The 24,284-nt window shown below is 65.4% G+C and carries 21 protein-coding genes; 10 read left to right on the top strand and 11 right to left on the bottom strand.

Annotated elements, in window-relative coordinates:
* The first annotated feature begins 25 nt into the window (after positions 1 to 25).
* The 7 genes from AWJ14_RS14070 to AWJ14_RS14040 all read left to right on the top strand — a co-directional run bounded on the left by AWJ14_RS14070 (position 26) and on the right by AWJ14_RS14040 (position 7,554).
* The gene (locus AWJ14_RS14070) at positions 26 to 988 is read left to right on the top strand and encodes an ABC transporter permease (RefSeq protein ID WP_066180299.1); all 963 of its coding nucleotides are present in this window, start codon (positions 26 to 28) and stop codon (positions 986 to 988) included.
* The gene (locus tag AWJ14_RS14065; protein WP_066180298.1) at positions 985 to 1,827 is read left to right on the top strand and encodes an ABC transporter permease; all 843 of its coding nucleotides are present in this window, start codon (positions 985 to 987) and stop codon (positions 1,825 to 1,827) included. Before AWJ14_RS14070 ends, AWJ14_RS14065 begins: the two co-directional genes overlap by 4 nt.
* The gene (locus AWJ14_RS14060; protein WP_066180296.1) at positions 1,824 to 2,882 is read left to right on the top strand and encodes an ABC transporter ATP-binding protein; all 1,059 of its coding nucleotides are present in this window, start codon (positions 1,824 to 1,826) and stop codon (positions 2,880 to 2,882) included. The genes AWJ14_RS14065 and AWJ14_RS14060 overlap by 4 nt, the downstream gene beginning before the upstream one ends.
* Positions 2,879 to 3,889, top strand: a complete 1,011-nt coding sequence (locus AWJ14_RS14055; protein WP_066180294.1) for an ABC transporter ATP-binding protein — start codon at positions 2,879 to 2,881, stop codon at positions 3,887 to 3,889. Before AWJ14_RS14060 ends, AWJ14_RS14055 begins: the two co-directional genes overlap by 4 nt.
* Complete coding sequence (locus AWJ14_RS14050; RefSeq protein ID WP_066180291.1) at positions 3,886 to 4,629, top strand: SDR family NAD(P)-dependent oxidoreductase; 744 nt, start codon at positions 3,886 to 3,888, stop codon at positions 4,627 to 4,629. The genes AWJ14_RS14055 and AWJ14_RS14050 overlap by 4 nt, the downstream gene beginning before the upstream one ends.
* Before the next feature lie 73 nt (positions 4,630 to 4,702).
* Positions 4,703 to 5,935 carry an MFS transporter gene (locus AWJ14_RS14045; protein ID WP_066180289.1) on the top strand — a complete coding sequence of 411 codons (1,233 nt, stop codon included), beginning with the start codon at positions 4,703 to 4,705 and terminating at the stop codon, positions 5,933 to 5,935.
* 47 nt (positions 5,936 to 5,982) lie between these two features.
* On the top strand, positions 5,983 to 7,554 hold the full coding sequence (locus tag AWJ14_RS14040) for a gamma-glutamyltransferase (protein ID WP_066180288.1): 1,572 nt from the start codon (positions 5,983 to 5,985) through the stop codon (positions 7,552 to 7,554).
* 157 nt (positions 7,555 to 7,711) lie between these two features.
* Here the strand turns inward: AWJ14_RS14040 and AWJ14_RS14035 are convergent, their stop codons facing one another.
* Positions 7,712 to 8,500, bottom strand: coding sequence for a glutaredoxin family protein (locus AWJ14_RS14035; protein ID WP_066180287.1), 789 nt, complete (start codon positions 8,498 to 8,500; stop codon positions 7,712 to 7,714).
* A gap of 74 nt (positions 8,501 to 8,574) precedes the next feature.
* Between AWJ14_RS14035 and AWJ14_RS14030 the strand changes: the two genes are divergently transcribed.
* The gene (locus AWJ14_RS14030) at positions 8,575 to 8,958 is read left to right on the top strand and encodes a MerR family transcriptional regulator (protein ID WP_066180286.1); all 384 of its coding nucleotides are present in this window, start codon (positions 8,575 to 8,577) and stop codon (positions 8,956 to 8,958) included.
* A gap of 85 nt (positions 8,959 to 9,043) precedes the next feature.
* On the opposite strand, the gene AWJ14_RS14025 is transcribed toward AWJ14_RS14030, so the two are convergent.
* Both AWJ14_RS14025 and AWJ14_RS14020 read right to left on the bottom strand, forming a co-directional pair.
* Complete coding sequence (locus AWJ14_RS14025; RefSeq protein WP_066180281.1) at positions 9,044 to 12,157, bottom strand: multidrug efflux RND transporter permease subunit; 3,114 nt, start codon at positions 12,155 to 12,157, stop codon at positions 9,044 to 9,046.
* 10 nt (positions 12,158 to 12,167) lie between these two features.
* On the bottom strand, positions 12,168 to 13,199 hold the full coding sequence (locus AWJ14_RS14020; RefSeq protein WP_245304281.1) for an efflux RND transporter periplasmic adaptor subunit: 1,032 nt from the start codon (positions 13,197 to 13,199) through the stop codon (positions 12,168 to 12,170).
* A gap of 323 nt (positions 13,200 to 13,522) precedes the next feature.
* Between AWJ14_RS14020 and AWJ14_RS14015 the strand changes: the two genes are divergently transcribed.
* On the top strand, positions 13,523 to 14,212 hold the full coding sequence (locus AWJ14_RS14015) for a response regulator (RefSeq protein ID WP_066180648.1): 690 nt from the start codon (positions 13,523 to 13,525) through the stop codon (positions 14,210 to 14,212).
* Positions 14,209 to 15,270, top strand: coding sequence for an ATP-binding protein (locus AWJ14_RS14010; RefSeq protein WP_066180277.1), 1,062 nt, complete (start codon positions 14,209 to 14,211; stop codon positions 15,268 to 15,270). The genes AWJ14_RS14015 and AWJ14_RS14010 overlap by 4 nt, the downstream gene beginning before the upstream one ends.
* Positions 15,271 to 15,399: 129 nt before the next feature.
* Here the strand turns inward: AWJ14_RS14010 and AWJ14_RS14005 are convergent, their stop codons facing one another.
* The 8 genes from AWJ14_RS14005 to AWJ14_RS23100 all read right to left on the bottom strand — a co-directional run bounded on the left by AWJ14_RS14005 (position 15,400) and on the right by AWJ14_RS23100 (position 24,238).
* Positions 15,400 to 17,082 carry a Na/Pi cotransporter family protein gene (locus tag AWJ14_RS14005; protein ID WP_066180275.1) on the bottom strand — a complete coding sequence of 561 codons (1,683 nt, stop codon included), beginning with the start codon at positions 17,080 to 17,082 and terminating at the stop codon, positions 15,400 to 15,402.
* Positions 17,083 to 17,204: 122 nt separating this feature from the next.
* Complete coding sequence (gene glpD, locus AWJ14_RS14000; RefSeq protein ID WP_066180273.1) at positions 17,205 to 18,803, bottom strand: glycerol-3-phosphate dehydrogenase; 1,599 nt, start codon at positions 18,801 to 18,803, stop codon at positions 17,205 to 17,207.
* Positions 18,796 to 19,632: a phosphodiesterase gene (locus tag AWJ14_RS13995; RefSeq protein ID WP_066180271.1), complete on the bottom strand. Its 837-nt coding sequence runs from the start codon at positions 19,630 to 19,632 to the stop codon at positions 18,796 to 18,798. The genes glpD and AWJ14_RS13995 overlap by 8 nt, the downstream gene beginning before the upstream one ends.
* Entirely contained in the window at positions 19,629 to 20,663 is a 1,035-nt protein-coding gene (locus AWJ14_RS13990; RefSeq protein WP_066180269.1) for an ABC transporter ATP-binding protein, read from the bottom strand. Before AWJ14_RS13990 ends, AWJ14_RS13995 begins: the two co-directional genes overlap by 4 nt.
* The gene (locus AWJ14_RS13985) at positions 20,660 to 21,451 is read right to left on the bottom strand and encodes an ABC transporter permease (RefSeq protein WP_066180267.1); all 792 of its coding nucleotides are present in this window, start codon (positions 21,449 to 21,451) and stop codon (positions 20,660 to 20,662) included. The genes AWJ14_RS13990 and AWJ14_RS13985 overlap by 4 nt, the downstream gene beginning before the upstream one ends.
* Positions 21,452 to 21,454: 3 nt before the next feature.
* Positions 21,455 to 22,258: an ABC transporter permease gene (locus AWJ14_RS13980; RefSeq protein WP_066180645.1), complete on the bottom strand. Its 804-nt coding sequence runs from the start codon at positions 22,256 to 22,258 to the stop codon at positions 21,455 to 21,457.
* A gap of 73 nt (positions 22,259 to 22,331) precedes the next feature.
* Positions 22,332 to 23,330, bottom strand: coding sequence for an ABC transporter substrate-binding protein (locus tag AWJ14_RS13975; protein WP_066180265.1), 999 nt, complete (start codon positions 23,328 to 23,330; stop codon positions 22,332 to 22,334).
* Between the two features lie 2 nt (positions 23,331 to 23,332).
* Positions 23,333 to 24,238, bottom strand: coding sequence for a substrate-binding domain-containing protein (locus AWJ14_RS23100; RefSeq protein WP_425349639.1), 906 nt, complete (start codon positions 24,236 to 24,238; stop codon positions 23,333 to 23,335).
* Between the last annotated feature and the right edge of the window lie 46 nt (positions 24,239 to 24,284).

Here is a 24,284-nt window from a genome sequence, read left to right as displayed (position 1 = left end):
TGGAAATCATCCTGTCCCGCCTGGTTTGGTTCGTACCGTTGGCCTCGTGTTCGTGGTGTTCTTCATTTCGAATGTGGTGCCGACCGACCCGGCGCGGATCGTAGCCGGCGAAAACGCCACCGAGGCGCAGGTCGTCGCGTTGCGCACCGAAATGGGTCTCGATCAACCGCTCTATGTCCAGTTCGGCCGCTACATCGCCGATCTGGCGACGGGCGACCTGGGCAAGAGCCTCTACACCCAGCGCGCGATCGCAGACGACCTGCTCCACCGCCTGCCCGCCACGCTGGAACTGACCATCGCGGCGATGATCATCTCGATCGGGGTCGGCGTGCCCCTTGGCGTGATCTCGGCGGTGAAACGAAACTCCTGGATCGATCAGTTGCTTCGCATCCTTTCGGTCTCCGGGCTCGCGGTCGCGAGCTTCTGGCTGGCCATGGAACTGCAGATGTATTTCTCGACGAAGCTGGGATGGACTCCCCTCAACGGCCGCATTGGCGGTTGGGGACCGGATGAAATCACCGGCTTTTACGTGATCGATTCCCTTCTCGGCGGGGATTGGGCCTCGCTGTGGGATACGCTGCATCACATGCTGCTTCCGGCCGTCACGCTCGCGCTGCCCGCAGCCGCCACGCTGGTTCGGTTCACCCGCGCCGGCGTGCTCGAGGTGATCAATTCGAACTATGTGCTCTACGAGCGCGCCATGGGGTTCCCGACCTCGCTGATCATCTGGAAATATGTGCTGCGAAATGCCCTGATTTCGACAGTGACGCAGATCGGCCTGATCTTCGGCGCGCTGTTCGCGGGCGCCGTGGTGGTCGAGGCCGTCTTCGACTGGCCTGGCCTCGGCACCTATGCGGTGCAGTCGATCCTGCAATCCGACACCAAGGCGATCCTGGGCTTCTCCATCGTCGTCGGCATCGTCTTCATCGGCGTGAACCTGCTGGTCGACATCGTCCACACCTTCATCGACCCGAGGACAATCCAATGAGTGTGCTCAAGCGACTTCTGTCGGACCGGGCCGCCAGCCTTGGCGCGGCCATCATCCTGGGCCTCGTGCTGGTCGCGATCCTCGCCCCGTGGATCGCTCCCTATCCGGGCGACGTGACCGCCTTCCACCTCGCCGACCGTTTGCAGCCGCCTTCCGCCGAGCACATCTTCGGCACGGACCGGATGGGCTCGGACGTCTTCTCGCGGCTTCTCTTCGGCGCCCGGATCACCATCTCCATCGCGGTGATCGCGGTCGGGGTCTCGGTGGCGATCGGCGTTCCGATCGGCCTGCTCGCGGGCTATTACGGCGGCTTTCCCGGCGGCTTCCTGATGCGGACCTCCGACATCTTCCTGGCGGTGCCGCAGATCGTGCTGGCCATTGCCATCGCCCAAACCCTCGGCCCGTCGGTTGAAAACGTCATCCTGGCGCTTTCGCTCACCTACTGGCCGTTCTGGGCGCGGCTCGTCTATGCCGAGACGAACGCGCTGAAGAAGCAGACCTTCGTCGAGGCCGCACTCGCGCTCGGCGCGTCGGACCTGCGGGTCATGGTGCTGCATATCCTGCCCAACACCGCCTCCGCGATCATCGTGCGCACCTCGATCGGCATGGGCGCCACCATCCTCACCGCGGCCGCACTCGGCTTTCTCGGGCTCGGCGCCCCGGCCCCGACGCCGGAATGGGGACGCACGATCTCCGAGGCGCGGGAATTCCTGCCGGAAGCCTGGTGGTATGCGGCCGCCCCCGGCCTCGCCATCTTCCTTGTCGTCATGGGCTTCAACCTTCTGGGCGACGGCCTGCGCGACATCCTCGATCCCAAACTGAGAAAGGGCAGCCGATGACAGACGCTCTCCTGACTGTCGATGGGCTTTCTCTCGGCTTCCGCGGGGAAGGCGGCTTTGCCCATATTCTCTCGGACGCCAACATGACGATGCGGCGCGGCGAGATCATGGGGCTGGTGGGCGAATCGGGCTGCGGCAAGTCGACACTCGCCGGCGCCATTCTCGGCGTGCTGCCGCGCACGTCGCTGCAGGTCCGCGGCGGAACCATCAATTTCGACGGCATCGACATGCTTTCGGGCGCCAATACCCGCGCGCAGGAATCCGTGCGCGGCCGCCGGGTGACCTTCATTCCGCAGGATCCCTTCACCTCGCTCAACCCGGTGTTCACGATCGGCCAGCAGATCACCGAACTGATGAAGTGGAAATCCCCGCGCCGCGCGCCGGGTGGGGTCCGCCTGCCCGCGCTGATGACGCCCTATCCGCGCGCCCGTCGCAGGGCCGACCGTGACCAGGTGATGGAGATGCTCAACCTGGTCCAGCTTCCCAACCCGGAGCGGCTTCTCAAGAAGTATCCGCACGAAGTTTCGGGCGGCCAGCGCCAGAGGCTGATGATCGCCATGGCCTTGCTGCCGGAGCCCGACCTGATCATCGCCGACGAACCGACGACGGCGCTGGACGTCACCATCCAGGCGCAGATCCTCGGGCTGCTGCGCAGCCTTGCGACCGACCGGGGCGTGGCGGTGATGCTGACCACCCATGACCTGGGTTCGGCCTACGAGATCTGCGACCGGATCACCGTGATGTATGCCGGCCAGGACGTGGAAACCGCGCCGGTGGCGGAGTTTTTCAACCGTCCGACGCATCCCTACACCGCCAAGCTTCTGGACTCCTTGCCCGAAGGCGGCGGCGGGATGACCGGCATTCCCGGCGAACTGCCGAGCTTCTATGCCCCGCCGCCCGGATGCAGGTTCCAGACGCGCTGCGAACGCATGACCGAGGCGTGCAAGCAGCGTCCGCCTTCCGACATCGCCGGTCCGGATCACGTGGTGCGCTGCTTTCACCCGCTTCACGCCACCATCACCGATGCCCTCGCGACCAAGGAGGCAAGCCTGTGACGGACAGAACCATTCTCAAGGTCACCGATCTCTCCGTGCGCTTCCCGATCCGCGGCCCCTTCGGCCGGACCCTCGGCCAGATCAAGGCGCTCGACAGCGTCAGCTTCGACCTCAACGAAGGCGAGATCCTGGGCCTGGTGGGGGAATCGGGCTGCGGAAAATCGACGCTCGGCAAGACCCTGATGGGCATTCAGGGGCCGAATGAAGGGTCGATCCTATTCGAAGGCAAGGAAATCGCCGGACGAACCCCGCGCGAGGCCCGCGCCCTCAGGCGACGGCTTCAGTACGCGTATCAGGATCCCGGCGCTTCGCTGGACCCGCGCTGGAAGATCGGCAAATCGCTCGAAGAGCCCTTGATCATCCACACCAAGCTGCCGCATGGCGAGCGCATGACCAAGGTCCGGGAAATCCTGACCTCCGTGGGCTTGCCGGCCGGCCATGCCGACCTGTTCCCGCACGAAATCTCCGGCGGGCAGCAACGCCGGGTCGGTCTCGCCCGCATCCTGATGCTGAACCCGGAAGTCATCATTCTCGACGAACCGACCGCCGGTCTCGACGTGTCGGTGCAGGCCACCGTGCTGCGCCTGTTCAGGGATCTGCGCGACACGTTCGATCTGACCTACATCTTCATCTCGCACGATCTCTCGGTCGTGCGGCTGATGTGTCACCGGGTGGCGGTGATGTATCTCGGCCGGATTGTAGAGATAGGTCCGGTCGAGGAGCTGATGGACAACCCGAAGCACCCCTATACCCAGTCGCTGCTGGCCGCGATCCCGAAGGTCAACGGTCCGCGGGTGACGGAGAATTTCTGGCTGAAAGGCGAACCGGCCGACGCCTCCAACCTTCCGCCCGGCTGCCGGTTCCAGGGCCGCTGTCCCCATGCCCAGCCGCTTTGCCGCGAAAAAGACCCCGACGACCGCCTGATCGGCGCAAGCAGCGTCGCGTGCCACTTCGCCGGCGAACTCACACCTCCCGTTCCTGCACAGAAAGAAAGACTGACCTTATGACGAAGACGGCTATCATCACCGGCGGCGGCCGCGGCATCGGACGCGGCTGCGCCCACGAACTCGCGCGCCAGGGCTGCGATATCGTGCTCGTCGACCTGATCGCCGAGGATCTGGACAACACCCGCGCCGAGATCGAGCAGATGGGCCGGAGTTGCCGCACCTATCTGGCCGACGTCGCGGACTTCGCCCGGGCCCACGAGATCGTGGCCGAGATCGAGGCCGCCACCGGGCCGGTCGAGATCCTGGTCAACAATGCCGGCAAGTCGAACACCGACGGCATCACCGAGATCACCGAGGACTCGTTCGACCGCACCATCGCCATCAACCTCAAGGGCGCCTTCAACTGGACCCATGCGGTCGCCCCGGGCATGGTCAAGGCGAAGAGCGGTCGCATCGTGATGATGTCGTCGCTCAATGCCCACAGCGGCGGCGTGACGAGCGCCGTCTCCAAGTTTTCCTACACCACCGCCAAGGCCGGGCTTCTGGGCATGACCAAGGCGCTTGCCAAGGAACTCGCACCGCATGTGCTGGTCAACGCGGTCTGCCCCGGCGTGATCGAGACCGAGCGCTCGAACGACATGATCCGCGCCCGCAAGGACGACCTGGTGCGCGGCATCAGCCTGGGGCGCACCGGCACCCCGGCGGACGTGGCGCAGGTGGTTGCCTTCCTGAGCCTGTCCGAGCCCTGCTTCGTGACCGGACAGGACATCAAGATCGACGGGTTGCAATGGATCAGCTAGCGGCGGAGCCGCCCATGATGATGGCCCCGCTCCCGCTTTTGCCCGGCGACATGACCCGGCGGACCACCCTGCGATGACCGGTTCGCGCGGCCCGGCCGCGGCATCCGCCTGGATCCCGCTCGTCGTCACGGTGACGCTGGTGCAGGCGGTGCTCGCGCTGATGAGCCGAGCGCTGCCGCTGTTCGGCATGCCGCTGACGGCATCGAGCGGCATGCCGCCCGAAGCGGTCGGGCAATTGTCCTCGGCCACCAGCCTCGGGTCGATGCTGTTCTTCCTCTGGGGGCCGGCCCTGCTCGTCCGCCTGCCTTCGATCCGCCAGTTGCAGCTCGGCTGTGCGGTCAGTGCGGCGGCCATGCTGTTCTGCGCGGCGGGGCGATGGGAGGGGCTGCTGATCGCCGCCTTCGGCATCGGCCTCGGTTATGGTCCGTCGACGCCGGCGGGATCGGACCTGTTGATGCGGGTCACACCGAAGCACCTGCGCGCAACTGTCTTTTCGATCAAGCAGGCGGGCGTCCCGCTCGGCGGCCTGGCCGCGGGCCTGCTGCTGCCTGCCGTGGCCGCCTTTTTCGGCGGCGTGGACGCAGCACTTGTGACCGCCGCAGTTCTTGCCCTCGTCGCCGCCGCCGCGCTCGGCTTCTGGAAGGGAACCGTGGACGATGCCCGCCCGGCGGCGAGCGCGGCGTCCCCCTTCCGCCACCTGCTGCTCGCGCCAGTTCGCCTGATCGGCCTGCTGGTGCACGCGCCGCGGCTGCGGCTGATCACGGCGGCGGGGTTCTGCCTCGGCGTCGCCCAAGGCGTGCTGATGGGGTTCTTTCCGGTGTTCCTGTCGGATCATGCCGGCTGGTCGCTGACGGCGGCCGGCGCCGCTTTCGCGGTGCTCCAGGGCCTGGGCGTCGGCGGCCGTGTCGTCATGGGCTGGATGTCGGACCGTCTGGGCGATCCCGTCCGGGCGTTGTCGGGGATCTGCCTTGCCTCGGGCCTGACCATGGCGCTGCTGGCGAGCATCGGCCCCGGCTCCTCCCCGCTGTGGGTGATCGTACTTTCCTCGCTTGCGGGGCTGACCGTGGTGTCGTGGAATGGCGTCTTCCTGACCGGGCTTGCCGAAGCCGCACCGGAGGGGCGCGTGGGCGAGATCACGGCGGGCGGAACCTTCGTGCTGTTCAGCGGCTACGTGGTGTGTCCGCTGCTGATGCAGGCGGTGATTGCCGCCACCGGCGGCTATGCCATCGGCCTGATCCTTGCCGGCCTCGCCCCCGCGATTGCCGGGCTCGCGCTGATGATCGGTGCCGGACGACGCCAGAGATGAAACCGAGCGCCAGGCGACCTGGCATCGAGCAGACGAAAGAGGCAAGCATGAGCAATTTCTCAAGGACCCAGCAGATCCGCAAGCAAGTGATCTGGACCGAAGGCGGCGTGGTTGCCTCGCAACACCGCAAGGCGGCGGAAGCCGGAGCTGCGATCCTGGCTGCGGGCGGCGACGCGATCGACGCGGCGATCGCCACTTCCTTTGCGGCCGGCGTCGTCGAGCCGTGGATGTCCGGTCCGATGGGCGGGGGCATGATGACGCTCTGGCGCGCCGGCGAGCAAAAGGCGGAAACGATCGAGTTCGGAATGCGCGCGCCGCAGGGCCTGGATGTGTCGGACTACCCGCTCCAGCCCGAGAAGAAGGCGGGCGACCTGTTCCCCTGGATGCGGGTCGAGGGGGATCGCAACATCTACGGCGCCACCGCCATTGCCGTCCCCGGCACGGTCGCCGGCATGGAGCTGGCCCACCAGCGCTACGGCACCCGCGACTGGGCCGACCTGCTGGCGCCGGCGATCGCGCTCGCCGAAGAGGGAATGCTGATCGACTGGTACGCGTCGCTGATCATCGCCTCCGCCACGCGGCAACTCGCCCAGGACCGCGACGCCGCCAGCCTCTTCCTGATCGACGGACAATGGCCCAACATCTCGGGCTGGACTGCGCTGGCGGAGAGCCATCTCGATCAAAGGACCCATGCCAAAACCCTGCGGCGCCTGGCGGAAGCCGGCGCCCGCGACTTCTACGAGGGCGAGATCGCGCGCATGATCGTCGAGGACGTGCAGGCCAAGGGCGGATGCCTGTCGCTCGACGACCTTGCCGCCTACCGCGCCCAGGCCGCGCAGCCGCGCACGATCGCTTACCGCGACGCCGTGATCCACGCGCCGTCGGGCCTGTCGGCGGGAGCGGAACTGGTGGCGACGCTCAAGCAGATGGAAGCGGCCTTCACGCCGGGCAAGGCGCCCTCGGCCGAAAGCTACACCGCGCTGGCCCAGGCCCTGACCGCGGCCTATCTCGACCGGCTCGAAAACGCCGGCGACACCGGCGAAAGCCCCCAGTCGCCGGCCTGCACCACCACCTTTTCGGTCGTCGACCGGCACGGCAACATGGTCAATGTCACCCAGACGCTGCTGTCGATCTTCGGCAGCCACGTGGTTTCGCCGCAGACCGGCATGTTGATGAACAACGGCATCATGTGGTTCGACCCCGAGCCCGGCAAGCCGAACTCGCTGGCGCCGGGCAAGCGCTGCCTGATGAATATCTGCCCGATCGTCGGCCAGGCCGGCGGACGCAGTTTCGCGCTGGGCGCGTCGGGCGGCCGCAAGATCCTGGCAGCCGTCGCCAATCTCACGAGCTTCATCGCGGATTTCGGCATGGATCTCGAAACGGCATTTCACATGCCGCGCATCGATGCCTCGGGCGGGGGCGTCGTCATCGCCGACGAAACCCTTCCGCAGGATGTGCTGGAGACGCTCGCCGGGTTCGCACCGGTCAAGACCGCAAGGCGCACCGTCCACCCCTATGCCTTCGCCGTGCCTGCCGGCGTGATGCGCGAGAACGGACGCAACTGCGGCGCCACCGAGATCATGACACCCTGGGGTGACGCGGTCAGCGAGGCCGGCTGAGCCCCGCGCCGCCTGCCCTCGACGCATGGCCTTGCGGGCACCCGCCTGCCCCGGCGGCCGCACCCGCCGCCCCGGCATCATCAGGCTTTCCGGCAACACCCAGATCCGGTTGTCGCCGGAAGGCTCTTTCGGCCCGGCTTGGCGCGTGACGCCCATGCTAGAACGCGTAATCGCCAAACAGCCCCAGCGACATGGCCGCCATCCAGACCGCCATCGCGATCATCATCAGGTTCTCGGTCAGCGAGAGAAACCCCAGGGGCACATTGCTCGACCCGCCGACGCAGGCGCATTTCAATTCACGCCGGTCGACATAGACCGCCTTGACCACCGAGACGGCGCCGACCGTGCCGATGAACAGGGCGACCGGGACCGAAAGCCAGCTCAATGCACCGGCGACCATCAGCACCCCGGCCAATGCCTCGGCATAGGGATAGATATAGCTGTAGGGGACCCAGCGTTTGGCCAGCAGGTCATAGTTCAGGAACATGGTGGCAAAGCCTTCCACATTCTGCAGCTTGAGCATGGCCAGGGCCACCATCAAAAAGGCGATGAACCACTCCGCGGCGCGCACGGTGAAGGCATCGCCGGTGACCGCATAGCTCGCGGCCGCCGCCATCAGGGCGGTCAGGGCGAACAGCACTGCAACAGGCCGGTAGCTCGTCGCCTTCGGATCGACCACCTTCTTGCCCAGAAACCGCCTCAGGTCGTCATGCCCGCCGATACGGTTGCCGCCGATAAAGACCTGCGGCGTGGTGGCGACGCCGTGCTCCTCCTTGAACCTGTCCGTCTCCTCGCGGGACTTGAGGTGAACATCCTCGACCCGGTATCCGGCCGACTTGAGCAAATGGATTGCCTTGATGCCATAGGGGCAGGTGTGCTGCGGCGTCGCCATCCGGTAGACGGTGGCCGTCCCGACCTGATGATCCCGATGAACGCGGTCCAACATTTCACGATCTCCTTCGTGTTGTGAAACTGTTGGCGAGACCATACATTCCGTACCATGGTACGGAGTCAAGACCCATGGACATGACCATCGGAAAGCTGGCAGCGGCCGGCGGCGTCGGCGTGGAGACCGTCAGGTTCTACCAGCGGCGCGGCCTTCTGCCGACGCCGCGGCGCACCGAAGGCGCGCGACGCTATTCGGCTGAAGACCTGCGCAGGCTCACATTCATAAGGCAGGCGCAGACTGCCGGCTTCACCCTCGAGGAGATCGGCCGCCTGCTCGCGCTCGATGCCGGACAGGACCGGCAAGCGGTGCGCGCGCTGGCGGGCGACCGGCTGGCGGCGCTCACCGCGCGGATCGCCGAGCTCGAGGAGGCGCGACGCTCCCTGTCCCGATTGCTGGCGGAATGCGCCTCGGGGAGCTCCGGGCCATGCCCGATACTGCGGTCTTTCGGGGTCTGAACTGCCGAAGCGGCATGCGCAGGCATCTGCCGCGCATGTGCTCAACCGAGCGTGCGAGCGCAGGCGATGCCGGGCGCATCGCCTGCTATTCCGAGGGACAGGCTTCAGGTGCACTGTTCCGCCGGCGTGTCAGCCGGGTGACGACGACGTAGAACACCGGGACGAAAACCACCGCCAGCACCGTGCCGGAAATCATGCCGCCGAACAGGCCGGTTCCGATGGCATTCTGGGTTTCCGAGCTCGGGCCCGAAGCCAGCACCAGGGGCACGACGCCCAGGGTGAAGGCGAGCGACGTCATGACGATCGGACGCAGGCGCAGACGCGCGGCTTCGACGACCGCTTCGGCAAGCCCCTGGCCATCCCTGTAACGTGTGCGGGCAAACTCCACGATCAGGACCGCATTCTTTGCGGAAAGGCCGATCAGGGCGATCAAGCCGACCTTGAAGAAGACATCGTTTTCCAGTCCGCGCAGATGAACCGCGATCACCGCCCCGATGACGCCGAGGGGAACGACGAGCATGACCGACAGCGGCACGGCCCAGCTTTCATAAAGCGCCGCCAGCACGAGGAAGACGATCAGGAAGGAAAAGCCCATCAGCAGCGGCGCCTGGGCACCGGATTGCCGCTCCTGCAGGGATTGTCCGGTCCATTCGACGGCAAAGCCCTTGGGAAGCTCGAGCGCCAGCCGCTCGATCTCGTCCATCGCCTTGCCGCTGGAAACGCCCGGCGCCGCAGACCCGGACAGGCTGGTCGAGGGATAGCCGTTGTAGCGCGTGACCTGCAGCGGGATGGTCGACCACTGCGGGGTGACGAGTTCCGACAAGCGCACCATCTTGCCGGTATCGCTGCGCAGGTGAAGCTTGAGAATGTCATCCACCTGCATCCGGCTGGCCGGCTCGGCCTGGACGATGACCTGCTGCAGGCGGCCATCGCGCGGGAAATCGTTCACATAGGTCGAGCCCACGGCACCGCCCAGGGTGTCGCCGATCGTGGCATAGGCCACGCCCAGCGCCGCGGCCTTCTGCCGGTCGATGTTGAGCGTGACGCTCGGACCGCTCGGAAGCCCGTCGACGCGCACGTCGCTCAAGAGCTTGCTTTGCGCGGCGAGTTGGGTGAGCTGGGCCGCAGCGGCAGCCAGCGCCGCATCGCCCTGATTGGAACGGTCCTGAAGCCGCAGCGAAAAGCCGGATGTCGTACCCAGTTCCTCGATTGCCGGCGGCTTCAGGCTGAAGATCTCGCCTTCATTGGCCGCGGACATGGCGGCCGCGGCCGCGTTCAACTCCGCGTCCACGGTAGTGGTGCGATTGCGCCAGTCCGTCATGGTGGTGAACGCCATGGCCGTGTTCGGCCCGGATCCCGAGAAGCCGAACCCCATGATGGTCAGGTTGTTGGCGATGTTCGGGCGGCCTTTCACATGCTCCTCGAACAGGTTGACCACCTCGCGCGTGCGCTCGGCCGTCGCCTCCGCGGGCAAGGTGAAGGAGGTCATGAACGAGCCCTGGTCTTCTTCCGGCACGAAGGTCGTCGCCAGCGTGGCGTAGCCATAGGCCACGGCCCCGACGATGGTCAGATAGACCAGCATCGTTCTGCCGGTCCTCTGCACAAGTCGCGAAATCCAGCCGGCATAGCGCTGCGTCAAGCGCTCGAACCCGCGGTTGAACCAGCCGAAGAAGCCCTTTTTCTGGTGATGCCCGGGATCGACCGGCTTGAGCAGCGTGGCGCAGAGCGCGGGCGTGAGGCTGAGCGCAAGGAAGGCGGAAAAGAGGATCGAAACCGCCATCGACACGGTGAACTGGCGGTAGATCGCGCCGACCGAGCCGGAAGCCAGCCCCATCGGCAGGAAGACCGCCGTCAGCACCAGCGTGATGCCGATCACCGCACTGGTGATTTCGGTCATCGCCTTGCGGGTTGCCGCGCGCGGCGACAGCCCCTCCTTCGCCATCAGCCGCTCGACATTCTCGACCACCACGATGGCGTCATCGACGATGATGCCGATGGCGAGCACCATGCCGAACATGGTCAGCACATTGATCGAATAGCCGATCGCCAGCATGACGGCAAAGGTGCCGAGCAGCGCGATCGGTGCGACAATGGCCGGGATCAGCGTGTAGCGGACATTCTGCAGGAACAGCAGCATGATCAGGAACACCAGCACCATGGCTTCGACAAGCGTCTGCACCACTTTCTGGATCGAGACCTTCACGAAGGGCGCGGTGTCGTAGGAGATCGCATACTCGACCCCTGGCGGCATGGTGAGGGCCAGTTCCGCCAGCCGGGCGCGCACACCGTTCGAGGTATTGACGGCATTGGCGCCCGGCGTCATCTGGATGGCGGCCGCGGTCGCCGGCTTGCCGCCGTCGAGAATGGCGAAACTCTCCGATTGCGAGCCGACTTCGAGCGTGGCGATGTCGCCGAGCGTCAGCTGTGAGCCGTCCGCATTGGAGCGAAGAATGACCTGCGCGAATTCCTCGACCGACTGGAGCTGCCCCATCACGTTCAGCGGCACGCTGACTTTCTGTCCGGGCACGGTCGGACTGTCGCCCAGCCGGCCCGGCGCCACCTGGATGTTCTGTGCCTGGATGGCCTGGGTAACTTCCGCCATGGAGAGCGAGTGGGCCAGGAGGCGCACGGGATCGATCCAGATCCGCATGGCCGCTTCCGACCCGAACGACTGCACGCGACCGACGCCGGCAACCCGCTTGAGCTCGGGCGAGATGTTGCGCACCAGATAGTCGTCAAGCGCCAGCGCGTCGAGCGAACCGTCCTTCGACTTCAGCGAGACGATCATCAGGAAGCCGGTGGAGGCGGATTCGACGGTCAGCCCCCCGCGGCGCACCTGCTCGGGCAGGCGCGGCTCGACGGACTTCAGCCGGTTCTGGATATCCACCTGGGCAAGCTCCGGATCGGTTCCCGGCTTGAATGTCACCGTGATGGTCGCCGACCCGGAGGAATCCGCGGAGGAATCGAAATACAGCACGTTCTTCGCGCCCGAGATTTCCCGCTCGATCAGGCTGGTGACGCTGTCGTTGATCACCTGCGGCGTGGCCCCGGTATAGGTGGCGAAGATCGAGACGCTCGGCGGGGCAATCACCGGGAACCGCGAAACGGGAAGCTGCGGGATGGAGATCAGCCCGGCGATCACGATCATAATGGCAATGACCCAGGCGAAGACGGGCCTGTCGATAAAGAATTGCGGCATGACCCGTTCCTTAGCTCTGCGTTCGGGGGCTGGCTTGCGGCGACGACATTTCCAGCGGCTGGCCGGCTTGCACCCGCTCCTGGCCCAGGACGACGATGGTGTCGCCGGCCGCAAGCCCGCTCTTCACGAGGTATTTGCCGTCGACCAGCGGTCCCAGTTCGACGCCCCGCCTGTCGCCGGTCCTGTCCTCGGCGATGACGATCAGCTGCGGCCTTCCGGCCAGGTCGCGGATGACCGCCTCCTGCGGGACCATCAGCGCCGCGTCGTAGATCTCCCGGGGCACCATGGCGCGAATGAACATGCCCGGCAGGAGGTGCCCTTCCGGATTGGGAACGAGAATGCGGATTCCCAGGCTTCCGGTGGCGTTGTCGACCGAAATATCGGAGAACAGGACCCTGCCGGCGTGAGCGTAGGGCTTGCCGGTGATCGTCCTGATCATGACGGGCAGTTCGCCGGGGTCCGCCGTCCCCTTGTCCGGGGCTGCGTCCTGCAGCTGTTCCAGGCTCATGGAGGATTGGCGGACATCGACATAGACCTGATCGATCTGCTGCACCACCGCGAGCGGCGATGTGGCGGAGGTGGACGCCAGCCCGCCCTCGCTCATGAAGGACTGGCCAATGATGCCGCTGATCGGGCTGCGGATGGTCGCATTGGACAGCTCCAGCTTGCGCCGCGCCAGGTTGGCCTTGGCCTCGGCAACGCTCGCCTTGGCCTGGGCCAGGGTCGCCGTCGCATTGCTGAAGGCCTCGTCGCTGGTGACCTTGCGTGCCGCAAGCAGTTCCGCCCGCTCGAATTTCGACCGGGCATTCATGAGTTCCGCCTCCGCACGCGCCAGCACCGCCGCAGCCGCATCGGCTTCGGCGGCGAAGGGCGCGGGATCGATCTGGAAAAGCGCCGTGCCGGCCGCGACAACGCTGCCTTCCTCGAACAACTTGCCCTGGATGATGCCGCTTACCTGCGGCCTTATCTCCGCGGTGCGGAAGGCGGAGACGCGCCCCGGCAATTCATCGTAGACGGTGACGGCCTCCGGCCGGATGGTCATGACGCTGACACGGGCCGGCTGCGCTTCGGCCCGGGCGTCGCCTTCGGCGTCCGTCTGATTGCTGCAGGCACCCAGAAGCATGAGCGGCAGGCACAGGGCGCCGATTATCCAGAAACGAGATCGGCTTTGCATCGATATCCACCATCCACGTTGCGCGGGCCAGGTTGCCCGGGCCAGATTGCTCGGGAGCGTTTGAGGTGATGATCTAGCCGCGTGACATTGGGGGTTTGTGGAGGTTTTGTTGCGATTGTGTGGAGGCAAAACCCGCCTACTCGACGCCTGGACGGTTCGATGGCATTGACGTCGCAAGGAGCTTGATGGCCATGGCAGAACTTGTGTTGATTGCCGAAGACGATGCGGAGATCGCCGGCATTCTCGAGGCTTACTTCAGTCGGGAAGGTTTCAGGACCGTGCATGCCCGCGACGGGCAGGTCGCGCTGGACCTGCACCGCTCGCTCAAACCCGACATCGTGCTGGCCGACATCACCATGCCGCGGCTGGATGGCTGGGAGCTTCTCGCAGAAATCCAGAGACGCGGCCGCACCCCCGTCATCATGATCACGGCGCTGGATGAGGATGTCGACCGGCTGCAGGGGCTGCGCATCGGCGCGGACGACTATATCGTCAAGCCGTTCAATCCGATCGAGGTGGTCGCACGCGCCAAGGCTGTGTTGCGCCGCGCGGGTCACGGCCAGACCGGCGCGGTGATCCGGGTCGGAAAGCTCACGATCGACCTGGACAGCTACCAGGCCAGGATCGAGGCCGACGGTTCCCAGGTTCCGCTGTCCCTGACATTGACCGAGTTCCGGCTTCTCGCCCATCTCGCCAGGACGCCCACCAAGGCTTTCTCGCGCAGCGAGCTCGTGGATGCCTGCCTGCCCGGTTCCGATGCGCTGGACCGGACGATCGACAGCCATCTCAGCAAGTTGCGCAAGAAGCTCGAACAGGCCGGGGGCGAAGGCATGCTGGCCAGCATCCGGGGCATCGGCTACCGGCTGGCGGTCGATCCATGATGGTGAAGGGGCTCAGCCGGCAGATCCTGTTTGCCATGGCCTCCGTCACCGTGGCTGCCGGGTTGCTGGTCTTCTTCGGCACCTATCTCGCCTTTGCCCTCCTGTTCTATTTTTCCCCCTGGTCCGAAGGCACCGACAACTGGCTGACGGGCTTCGACTTCATGATACTCGCGGTGCTGATCTTCATCGCGCTGATCGTTGCGGCGCTCGCCTCGCTCAGGCTGGCCCGGCGCATTCTCGAGCCGCTGGAATCGCTGGCGATGAGCGCCCGGCGCATCAAGGACGGCGATCTTTCGGCCCGCGCCCTTCCCGGCGACCATTCGCTCGGCGAGACCGCCCTTCTCGTCGAAGACTTCAATGCCATGGCCCAGCGCCTGCAGGACATGGCCTCCGACATGACGCTCTGGAACGCCACGATCGCCCACGAATTGCGCACGCCGCTGACCATCCTGAAAGGACGCCTGCAAGGCATGATCGACGGCGTCTTCGAGCCAGACGAAAAATCGCTCAATGCCCTGGTGCTGCAGGTGGATTCGCTTGCGAGGCTGGTCGAGGACCTGCGCACGGTGACGTTGGCCGACAGCGGCCACCTCGACCTGCGGCTTCAGCCCGTCCGGCTCAAGGACGAGATCCAGCGGCTGGCGGGGGTGCTGGAACAGGAGCTGAAGCAGGAGGGCTTCGAACTCCGCCTCGACCTGTCCGACGTCCTGGTTACCGTCGACGCGATGCGGATCCGGCAGGTGCTTCTCGCGCTCGTCACCAATGCACGCCGCTATGCCGTGCGCGGTGTCATCGAAATCAGCCTGCAGGCGGAGAACGAGCGGGTGGTCCTGAGGGTGGCCGACGAGGGGCCGGGCCTCGCCCCGGACATCGCCGCTTCGGCCTTCGAACCGTTCCGGAGGGGTGGGCATTCCGGTTCCCTCGAGAAGGGCGGCAACGGCCTCGGCCTCTCCGTGGTGCGCGCCATCGTGGAGGCGCATGGCGGCACGGTCCGTTACGCCCCCTCCGGCAAAGGCGGCGCGATGTTCGAGATTTCCCTGGGCAGGCCGGTCTCCTGAGCCGAAGCCTTCTGCCGCCAGGCCAACGGGAGGCATCGGCCAGGGGCGGCCGCGACCACCGGTCTCCAGCCGCATGGCGAGAGCGGGGAGCGCCCAGGTTGCCGGCGCGGGTGGACGCCCGCAGCCCCCTCAGCCCATGGACGACGGCACCCCGCTGTTGGTGCTCAGCCTGCTCCGCAGGAGGTCGCCGCTCTCCGACAGGATCGGATAGGCGATGATGGTAAAGGCCGAATTGATCTGCTTGAGCGCCCGAAGCGTCTCCTGGTGCACGCTCGAGGTTTCGATGCTTTCCGGCAGGCCCTGCCGGAGGCGCTCGAGATGCGACCGCTGCAGCTTCTGCTCCTCGTCGCGCACCTTTTCCTTTTCTTCCACCAGGGCGCGCGCGGCATCCGGGTTGAGCGTCATCAGAACATTCAGGGCCGCCTGCACGTTCGACAGGATCCGGTCGTGGAAATCGGCGATCTCCTCCCAGCCGGCTGCCGAGAAATGCGTGCCTTCCTGATCGAGCCGCTTCGCCAAGGCCAGCATGGAATCGCTCACTGCATTGCCCGCCCCATCCAGGTTGACGGCCATCTCGGCCAGTTCCATCACCCGGCCATTGACATCCGCATCCTGCGAATTCCGCTGGATTTCGGCAAGATAGAGTTTGATCGCCAGATGCATCCGGCCCACTTCCGTTTCCTTGGCCTGGATCGCCGCGGCGGCGTTGTCGTCCCATTTCTGGAAAAGCGTAATGACCGAACGCAACATCGCCTCGACCATCTCGCCCATCGTCAGGACTTCGCGGGCGGCGCAGGCAAGCGCCCGCTCGGACTTGCGCAGCGCGGCGGGATCGAGCGCCGAAATGCGGGTCAGGCCGGCCTTGTCCGCAGGCTCGCGGAACAGCGGACCCACGGCGCGCAGGATCGGATTGACGAGCGGCAGGGCCAGCAGGGCGAGGGAAAGATTGAAGATGAGATGCAGGTTGATCACCTGCCGCGCCTCCGTGCCGCCGATCCAGTGCAGCGGCGGCGAGAACACCAGAAGCAGCAGCAGCGCGGCGAATGCGCCCCCTCCCCTGACCAAAAGGTTGGCGGCGATGACCCGGCGCGCGGCAACATCCGAACCGAGCGTCAGCATGTAGGCGATAATGGCGCCGCCGAGATTGGCGCCGAGAACCATGGCGAGCGCCGCGGTTACCGGCAACAAACCCTGGGCGGCGAGCGTGACGAACAGCAGCACCGCCGCCACGGAGGAATACATCATCCAGGCGAGAATGGCGCCGATCACGAAGGCGGTCATGGGGTCGCCGCCGAGATAGGTCATCGCGGAAATCAGCCCGGGGCTGTCCCTCAGGGGCTCGGTTGCGTCACGCAACATGCTCAGCGACACGAAGACGAGCGCGAGGCCGATCAGGATTCTGCCCGACATGCGGGTATTGCTCTGCCGTCCGCGCAGGAACAGCGCAACGCCCGCAAACAACAGGATCGGCACCAGCCAGTCCGCGCGTGTCATCAGGATCTGCGCGACTATGGCCGAGCCCACGTCTGCGCCGAGCATGGTCGCAAGCCCCGCCGGCGCAGCCAGCGTGCCGGCGGAGACGAAATTGCCGGTCAGGATCGCCACCGCCGTCGAGCTTTGCAGAAGCACCGCCGCGGCGGTGCCGAGCCCGGCGGAAAACAGCCGGTTTTCCCCGCCCCGGCGCAACAGTTTTCGCAAACCAACCGACCAGCCTCGCTCGACCCCGGTGCGGACGAGCCGGACCGACCAAAGCAACAGCGCAGCAGCGCCGGAGACGTGCAGCAGGAAAAGGAGCGGTGAGGATTCGGGCATGATAGTCCTTCTGCGGTTGGTTTGTACTGGAGATGGCCTCGGCGACCGTTCGCATCCAAGCTTCCGGACCGGGGGAAGCCATCTCTTCAGCATAGACTGGCGGCTCGCGGCCGACCTTCCCTTCAGCTTCCCATGGCAACGCGCTCGGCCGGACGGGACCGCGCGCGCATCCAGGCATCCAGGGCTTCGGACTGCGTCAATGTCATGCGCAGGCCCAGCTTCGAGCGCCGCCAGACGATGTCCTCGGCGGTACACGCGAACTCGGTATCCATGAGCCAAACGACCTCGCGCTCCGTCAGGGTCGCGCCGAAATCCCGTCCGAGATCGGCGGCCGTTTCGGCGCCCGCGAGCAGGTGTCGCGCATCCGTCCCGTAGGCGCGGATCAGACGCCTGGCCCAGGCCTCCGACAGGAAAGGATAGGTCTTTTGCAGCTCCGTCACCAGTTGCTCGACGGCGCCGACCGGAAAATCGCCGCCTGGCAAGGCGGCTTCCGCCGTCCACGGGCCGGACTTTGCGCCGAGAATCCGGCCGATCTGCTCCAGCGCGCTTTCGGCCAGTTTCCGGTATGTGGTGATCTTGCCGCCAAACACATTGAGCACGGGCGCGCCCGCGGTCCTGTCGACCTTGAGCGTGTAGTCGCGCGTTGCCGCGGTGGCCGATCCCGATCCGTCGTCATGCAGCGGCCGGACGCCGGAATAGCTCCAGACGATGTCATCCGGTGTTACCGGCCGCTCGAAATATTGCGATGCGAAGGCGCACAGGTAGTCCCGTTCGGCCTCGGTGCAGACCGGCTTGTTCGAAGCGCTGTCATGGTCGGCATCGGTGGTGCCAATCAGGGTGAAATCGGTTTCATAGGGGATCGCGAAGATGATCCTGCCGTCCTCACCCTGAAAGAAATAGCACTTGTCGTGCTCGTAGAGCCGCCGGGTGACGATGTGGCTGCCACGCACCAGACGCACGCGGTCCTTCGAGTTCAGGTGCAGCGCGCCGCGAAGCACGTCGGGAACCCAGGGCCCCGCGGCGTTGACCAGCATTCTCGCCTTGACGCTGTAGGTCCCGCCTTCGCCGGAAATCGTCACATTCCAGAGCCCGTCCTTCTCGTTGGCGGCAAACACCTTGGTGCGCGTCAGGATGGTGGCGCCCCGCGCGGCGGCATCCCGCGCGTTGAGCGCCACCAGGCGCGAATCCTCGACCCAGCAGTCCGAATATTCGAACGCCTTGCGGAACTTGCCCTTGAGAGGCTTTCCCGCGGGATCCGCGGCCAGGTCGAGCGTGCTCGAGCCCGGCAGCAGACGACGCTTGCCGAGATGATCGTAAAGAAACAGCCCCAGCCGGATGAGCCAGGCCGGCCGCCGCCCGCGCAGCCAGGGCATGAGAACGCCCAGGATGCGCGAGGTCGGCGTTGTTCCTTCGAAGCGCATGTCCTCGTGATAGGGCAGCACGAAGCGCATCGGCCAGCTGATATGCGGCATGGCACGCAGCAGGGTCTCGCGTTCGAGCAGGGCTTCACGGACGAGGCGGATCTCGAAATATTCGAGATACCGCAGCCCGCCGTGAAACAGCTTGGTGGACGCAGACGAGGTCGCCGAGGCGAGATCGTTCATCTCGGCGAGGCACACCGAGTAGCCTCGCCCGGCCGCATCCCGCGCGATGCCGCAACCATTGATGCCGCCGCCGACCACGAAGATGTCGAACACATCGGTGTCGGCGCGCTCAGGCACGGCTTGCCCCTTCCGGCTTTTCCTCAGGCGAGGAGAAGGGATGGCGATCGGCCGGAAACCGCGCCGCCACGGTATGCGACACCAATCCGTTGCGCCATTCGTGCAGCATGAAGCCGCCCGGCTCGAGACTGAGCGTGTGCGGATTCTCCTCGCGCTGGTCGAGCGTCACGGAATGCGACACGCCTGGCGCGATCATCGCGACGGAGGAGCCGTACACCGTCGTCACCGACCGGTGCACGTGACCGCAGATCAACCGCGTCTCTCCGGCATAGGCATCGAGGATGTCGCGCAGCAGGCTGCCGTTGCGCAGGTTGTTGACATCCATCGGAATGATGCCCGTGGCAAAGGGCGGATGATGCGTGGCAACCAGCACCGGCTTGCCGTTGAACGCCTCCAGCGCGTCGACCAGGAACCGCACCGCGCGATCGTCGAGCAGTCCGTGATGCTGGCCCTCGACCAGGGTGTCGAGCGCCACGACGCCGAAATCCGGCAGGTCCACCGACCAGACGATCGGCCCGGAATCGGGCATCCAGCCGTCTTCCGAAAAGGCCTGGCGCAGGTTCTCGCGCAGGTCATGATTGCCGGGAATGACCCGGTAGGGAATCGGCAGCCCGTCCATGATGTTGCGGAACCGCGCATATTCCTCCGGCGATCCGAAATCCGTCAGGTCGCCCGTCACGATCGCGAGATCCACCGGACCGTACAGATGCAGGTCGCGGTTGATGGTGTCGACGGCATCCGCAAGAGCCGCGGCCGTATCCACCACACCGTAAGCCAATTGTCCTTCGGGCACGATGTGGGGATCGGAAAGTTGCAATAGGCGCGTCATGAACGGTCATCCTCCCGCGGCAGGAGCATGAGGGCGGAGGGGTGCATGGCGACACGCACCTGCGAGCCCAGCGCAGGCGATTTCTGGCCGGCGTGATTTGCGAAGATCGTTCTCGCCCCCAGGCCTGAAAGCCCGACACGATAGTGGGTTCCAAGGAAGGTCGATGACTCCACCGTCGCCTTGAGCGGGCCGGCTTCGTCAAGCGCCACGTCTTCGGCCCGGACATAGACGTCGCAGTCGTCGCCCGCGCGCGGGAGTTCGAGCCTGCCGCCCGACATCTCCAGGACCGAGCCCCTGACCTGCCCTTCGAGCTGCATGGCGTGACCGACGAAGCCGGCGACGAAGCTGGTCTTCGGATTGCGGTAGAGCTCTTCCGGGGTTCCGGTCTGCACCACTTTTCCGTGCGACATGACGGCGACCTTGTCGGCGATCGCCATCGCCTCGTCCTGGTCGTGCGTGACGAACAGCGCCGTGATGTTGAAGCGGCGCAACAGGCCTGCCAGTTCCTCGCGCAGGGTGACGCGCAGCGCGGCATCGAGTGCCGAGAGCGGTTCGTCCAGAAGCAGGATCCGCGGCCGCGGCGCAAAGGCGCGGGCAAGCGCCACGCGCTGGCGCTGGCCACCGGACAGCGCGGTGATCCGCCGGTCGACATAGGGTTCGAGCTGGCACAGCCGGATGACCTCGGTCACCCGTTCTTCGATCGCATCGCGGCCGAGCTTCTGCATTTTCAGCCCGTAGGCGATGTTGCCCTTGACGGACATGTTGGGGAACAGCGCATAGGACTGGAACACCATGCCGACCTTGCGGTGCTCGACCGGCATGTTCGTGACGTCGTCGTCGCCGAAGCGGACTTCGCTGCCGGCATTGGGCGTTTCCAGACCGGCAATGATCCTGAGCAGCGTGGTCTTGCCACAGCCGGACGGGCCGAGAAGGGAGACGATTTCTCCCGGTTCGACATGGAGTTCGGTCGGCTGCAGCGCGACCGTGCCGTCCGGATAGGTCTTTGATACGGATTTGAGCGTGAGCGTCATTGGGCGATCCTTTGCGCACGATTCGAGGCCCATTGCATGGCCATCAGAAGCGGGACGATGATGACGAAGAAGACGAGCGTGTAGGCGGACGCGACCTCGAGGCGCATGGAAGCGTAACTGTCCGCGAGCCCGACCGGCAGCGTCTTGAGATAGGGGGTGTGAAGCATCCAGGTCAGGTTGAATTCACCGATGGACAGCGTGACCACGGTGAGAGCCCCCGCAAGGATGCCCGGCATGGCGTTCGGAACGACGATGTCGCAAAAGCGCCGCCAGGGGCCGGCTCCCAGGGATGCCGCACCTTCCTCCAGGGTCTTCAGGTCGATGACCGAAAGCACGGCCAGCACGGAGCGGACCATGAAGGGCAGCGTGTAGAGGACATGGCCGGCCAGAATGAAGGTCCAGGACGTCCTGAAGCCCTTCATCGAGCCGTAGAGCTGAAGCAGCGCCAGCGCCAGCGCCAGGCCGGGAATGGCCAGCGGAAGCGAGATGAACTCTTCGAGCACCCGCGACACCCATCCCGGGCGCCGCGCCAGGCCGTAGGCTGCCGGCACGCCGATGATCAGCGTGCAGACCAGGCAGGCGATGGCGAGCCAGATGGAAAGGAAGATGCTGTCGGCATAAAGTTCCCAGACGCGGCCGATCCATTTCAGGGTCAGGCCGGAAGACACGCCCTTGAAATAATTGACGGTCACGCCGGCGAGCACGGATTGCAGCGTCGGCACCAGAAGGAACGCGCAGGTCACGAAGGTGACGGCGATCTGCAGCATTTTTGGCAAGGTCAGCTTCATCGCTCAGCCTCCCGCCGCTGCGGTCGTGCCCGAGAAACTGCGGGCAATCACCAGAAGAAGCCAGGTCACCAGGCCGAGCACGACCGACAGGGCGGCAGCCATGGCGATGTTGGCCGACAGCGTGAACTCGGTGTAGATCACCATCGGCAAGACATCGATATTGGTGGCAAGCGTGAAGGCTGTTCCGAAGGCACCCATCGCGGTTGCGAAGGCGATGGCGCCGGCAGCCACGAGCGAGGGCGCCAGACCGGGCATGATGACATCCTTGATAACGTGAAAGGAGCCCGCGCCGAGCGAACGAGCCGCTTCCTCCAAGGCCGGATCCAGCTTTTCGGTGGCGGCCATGACGGTCAGCAGGACGCGGGGGATGGAGAAGTAGAGATAGCCCAGGAACAGGCCGAACATCGTGTAGGCGAACACGACATGTCCGGACGTGATCTGGTTGAACAGTCCCTGGCGGCCGCCCAGCAGGATGATCAGAAAGCCGATGACGACGCCGGGAAAGGCGAGCGGCAGCGTCAGGACAGACAGGATCATTCCCCGCCCGCGAAACTCGTTGCGGGCGAGAAACAAGCCCACCGTCGTCGAAATCACCAGGGCAGCGATCGTCACCGCCAGTGAGACAAAGACGGTCTGCAACAGCGCATCGAGATAGCGCGGTGTCGTGACGACCTTCCAGTAAATGCTCCAGCCGTCTTCGCCCGAGACCGAACTTACGAACAGCCGCACCAGCGGCAGGGCCAGGAAGGCCAGCGTAAAGATGATCAAGGGCAAGAAGCACAGCTGAACGAATGCGTTCGGACGCATGGTGTCTTCCTTCAATTCGGAAAAATGAGACCGGCAAAGCCGGTCTCCGTTGCTCCGGCAGCTGCCGGGTGCGCTACTTGACTTCGTTCAGGTAGCGTTCGCCGAAGCCGGACTGCGCCTTTTCCATTTCGGCGTAGTCGACCGCGACCGCGCGCTCGTAGTCGCTGGCCGGCAGGAACTTCGAGGCGACGTCTTCCGGCAGGGTGATCGGGCGCGCCGGCTGCAGATAGGCATTGGTCCAGATTGCCTGGCCTTCGTCGGACAGGATGAAATCGAGCACCTTCTTGCCGAGTTCCGCATGCGGGGCGCCCTTCACCAGGCTCATCACATACGGCACGCGGATCGTGCCCTCGCAAGGCAGGACGAATTCGAAATTGCCGTCCTCTTCATACTTCGCGCGATAGGCATTGAAGTCATAGTCGAACAGGATCGGGATCTCACCGGACACGACGCGGGCAAACGAGGTCTGCTTGGGGACGATCGGGCTGTTCTCGGAAAGCTCCTTGAAATAGCCGATCGCCGGATCGAAATTGCCCAGGTCGCCGCCGAACGCGTGGTTGACGGCCACCGCTCCCGCATAGCCGACAAAGGCCGACGACGGATCGAGATAGCCGACCATGCCGGCATATTCGGGCTTCTTGAGGTCGGCAAAGCACTGCGGCACCGGTGCGCCGCCGAGCGCATCGACATTCACGAACAGGCCGACGGTGCCGTAGTGAACGGCAAACCAGCGCCCTTCGGGGTCCTTGAGGCCGTCCGGAATCTCATCGAAACCCTCGGGCTTGTAGGCATCGACCACGCCTTCGCTGGCCGCCTTGATGCCCCCCGTGACACCGTAATAGGCGACGTCGGCGACCGGGCTGCCGCGCTCGGCCAGCAGCTGGCTCAGCGTCTGGCCGGAATTCTTGTTGTCATGCGGCATGTGGATGCCAAGCTTGGAATCGATGGCTTTGAGCATCGAATCCCAGTCCGCCCACTGCGGCGGGCAATTGTAGCAAACGGCCTCGTCAGCCATTGCGGGTGCGACCATGCCGACCGTTGCCACCAGGGCCAAAGCAGCTATATGTTTCATTGTCATCTCTCCTGTTTGGACGTTTCCTGTTTCGCGCGGGCGAGTGAACGCTGACGGAGAAGCTGCAACTTCTTCGTCAGCATCCCGCGTTCTGCCGCCGCCCCAATACTTCCTCCGGGGCGGAACCTGAATTGCGCCGCTTTTGGCGCGGGAGCGGGCGATGCGGTTTTCGAGATCGACGACAGCACCATCTCGGCCGACGCCTGCCCCATTGCATAGGGATCGGTCACGATTGTCGCGAGCGTCGGCTGCATCATCTGCCCGAACGAAATGCCGTCGAACCCGATCACCGATATGTCGTCGGGCACCACGAGGCCGAGGCGCCGAAGCGACGCCATCAAATCAAGCGCCATCAGGTCGTTGGAGGCGAATATTCCACTGATCATCGGGTTGCCGGCGAGAAAGGCCGCAAGCTTGCTGTCGATGTCCCGCGCCTGCTCCTCGATTTCCAGCAGCACGGGCGCCGGCAGGTCAAAATCCCGGCAGGCGGCGGAGAGGCCTTCCAGACGCTGGCGCGCCCGATCCGACTGCTTGAGCCGCAGGGTCACGAAACCCAAAGCCCGGTGACCGTGCTCGGCGAAGGCCTTGCCGGCCTGGTAGGCGGCCAGGGCATTGTCCACCGCAGCGTTGCTGGGCGCACCGGGCTCGTGATTGAAGAGAAGGCAATAGGGCAGTTTCCGCGACCGGATGAGCTTGACCGCTTCGGACCGGCTGGCATCGCTCATCGTCAGGATCAGGCCGTCGACGCGTTTTCCGATCAGCGTCTTGACCGCCGCAAGCTCCTGCTTGATGTCGTAGCCGGTGCACGACAGCAGGATCTGGTGCGCGTTCCGCGTCGCCACTTCCTGCAGTCCCTGCACGGCTTCGGCATAGACCGGGTTGTTAATCGACGGAACCACGCAGCCGATCGTCTTGGTGATGTTGCTCCGGAGCGAGCGGCCGAGATCGCTGAAC

The sequence above is a fragment of the Parahoeflea olei genome (assembly GCF_001703635.1).
GTDB classification, from domain to species: Bacteria; Pseudomonadota; Alphaproteobacteria; order Rhizobiales; family Rhizobiaceae; genus Hoeflea; species Hoeflea olei.
This window is presented reverse-complemented; position numbering and strand designations above follow the sequence as displayed.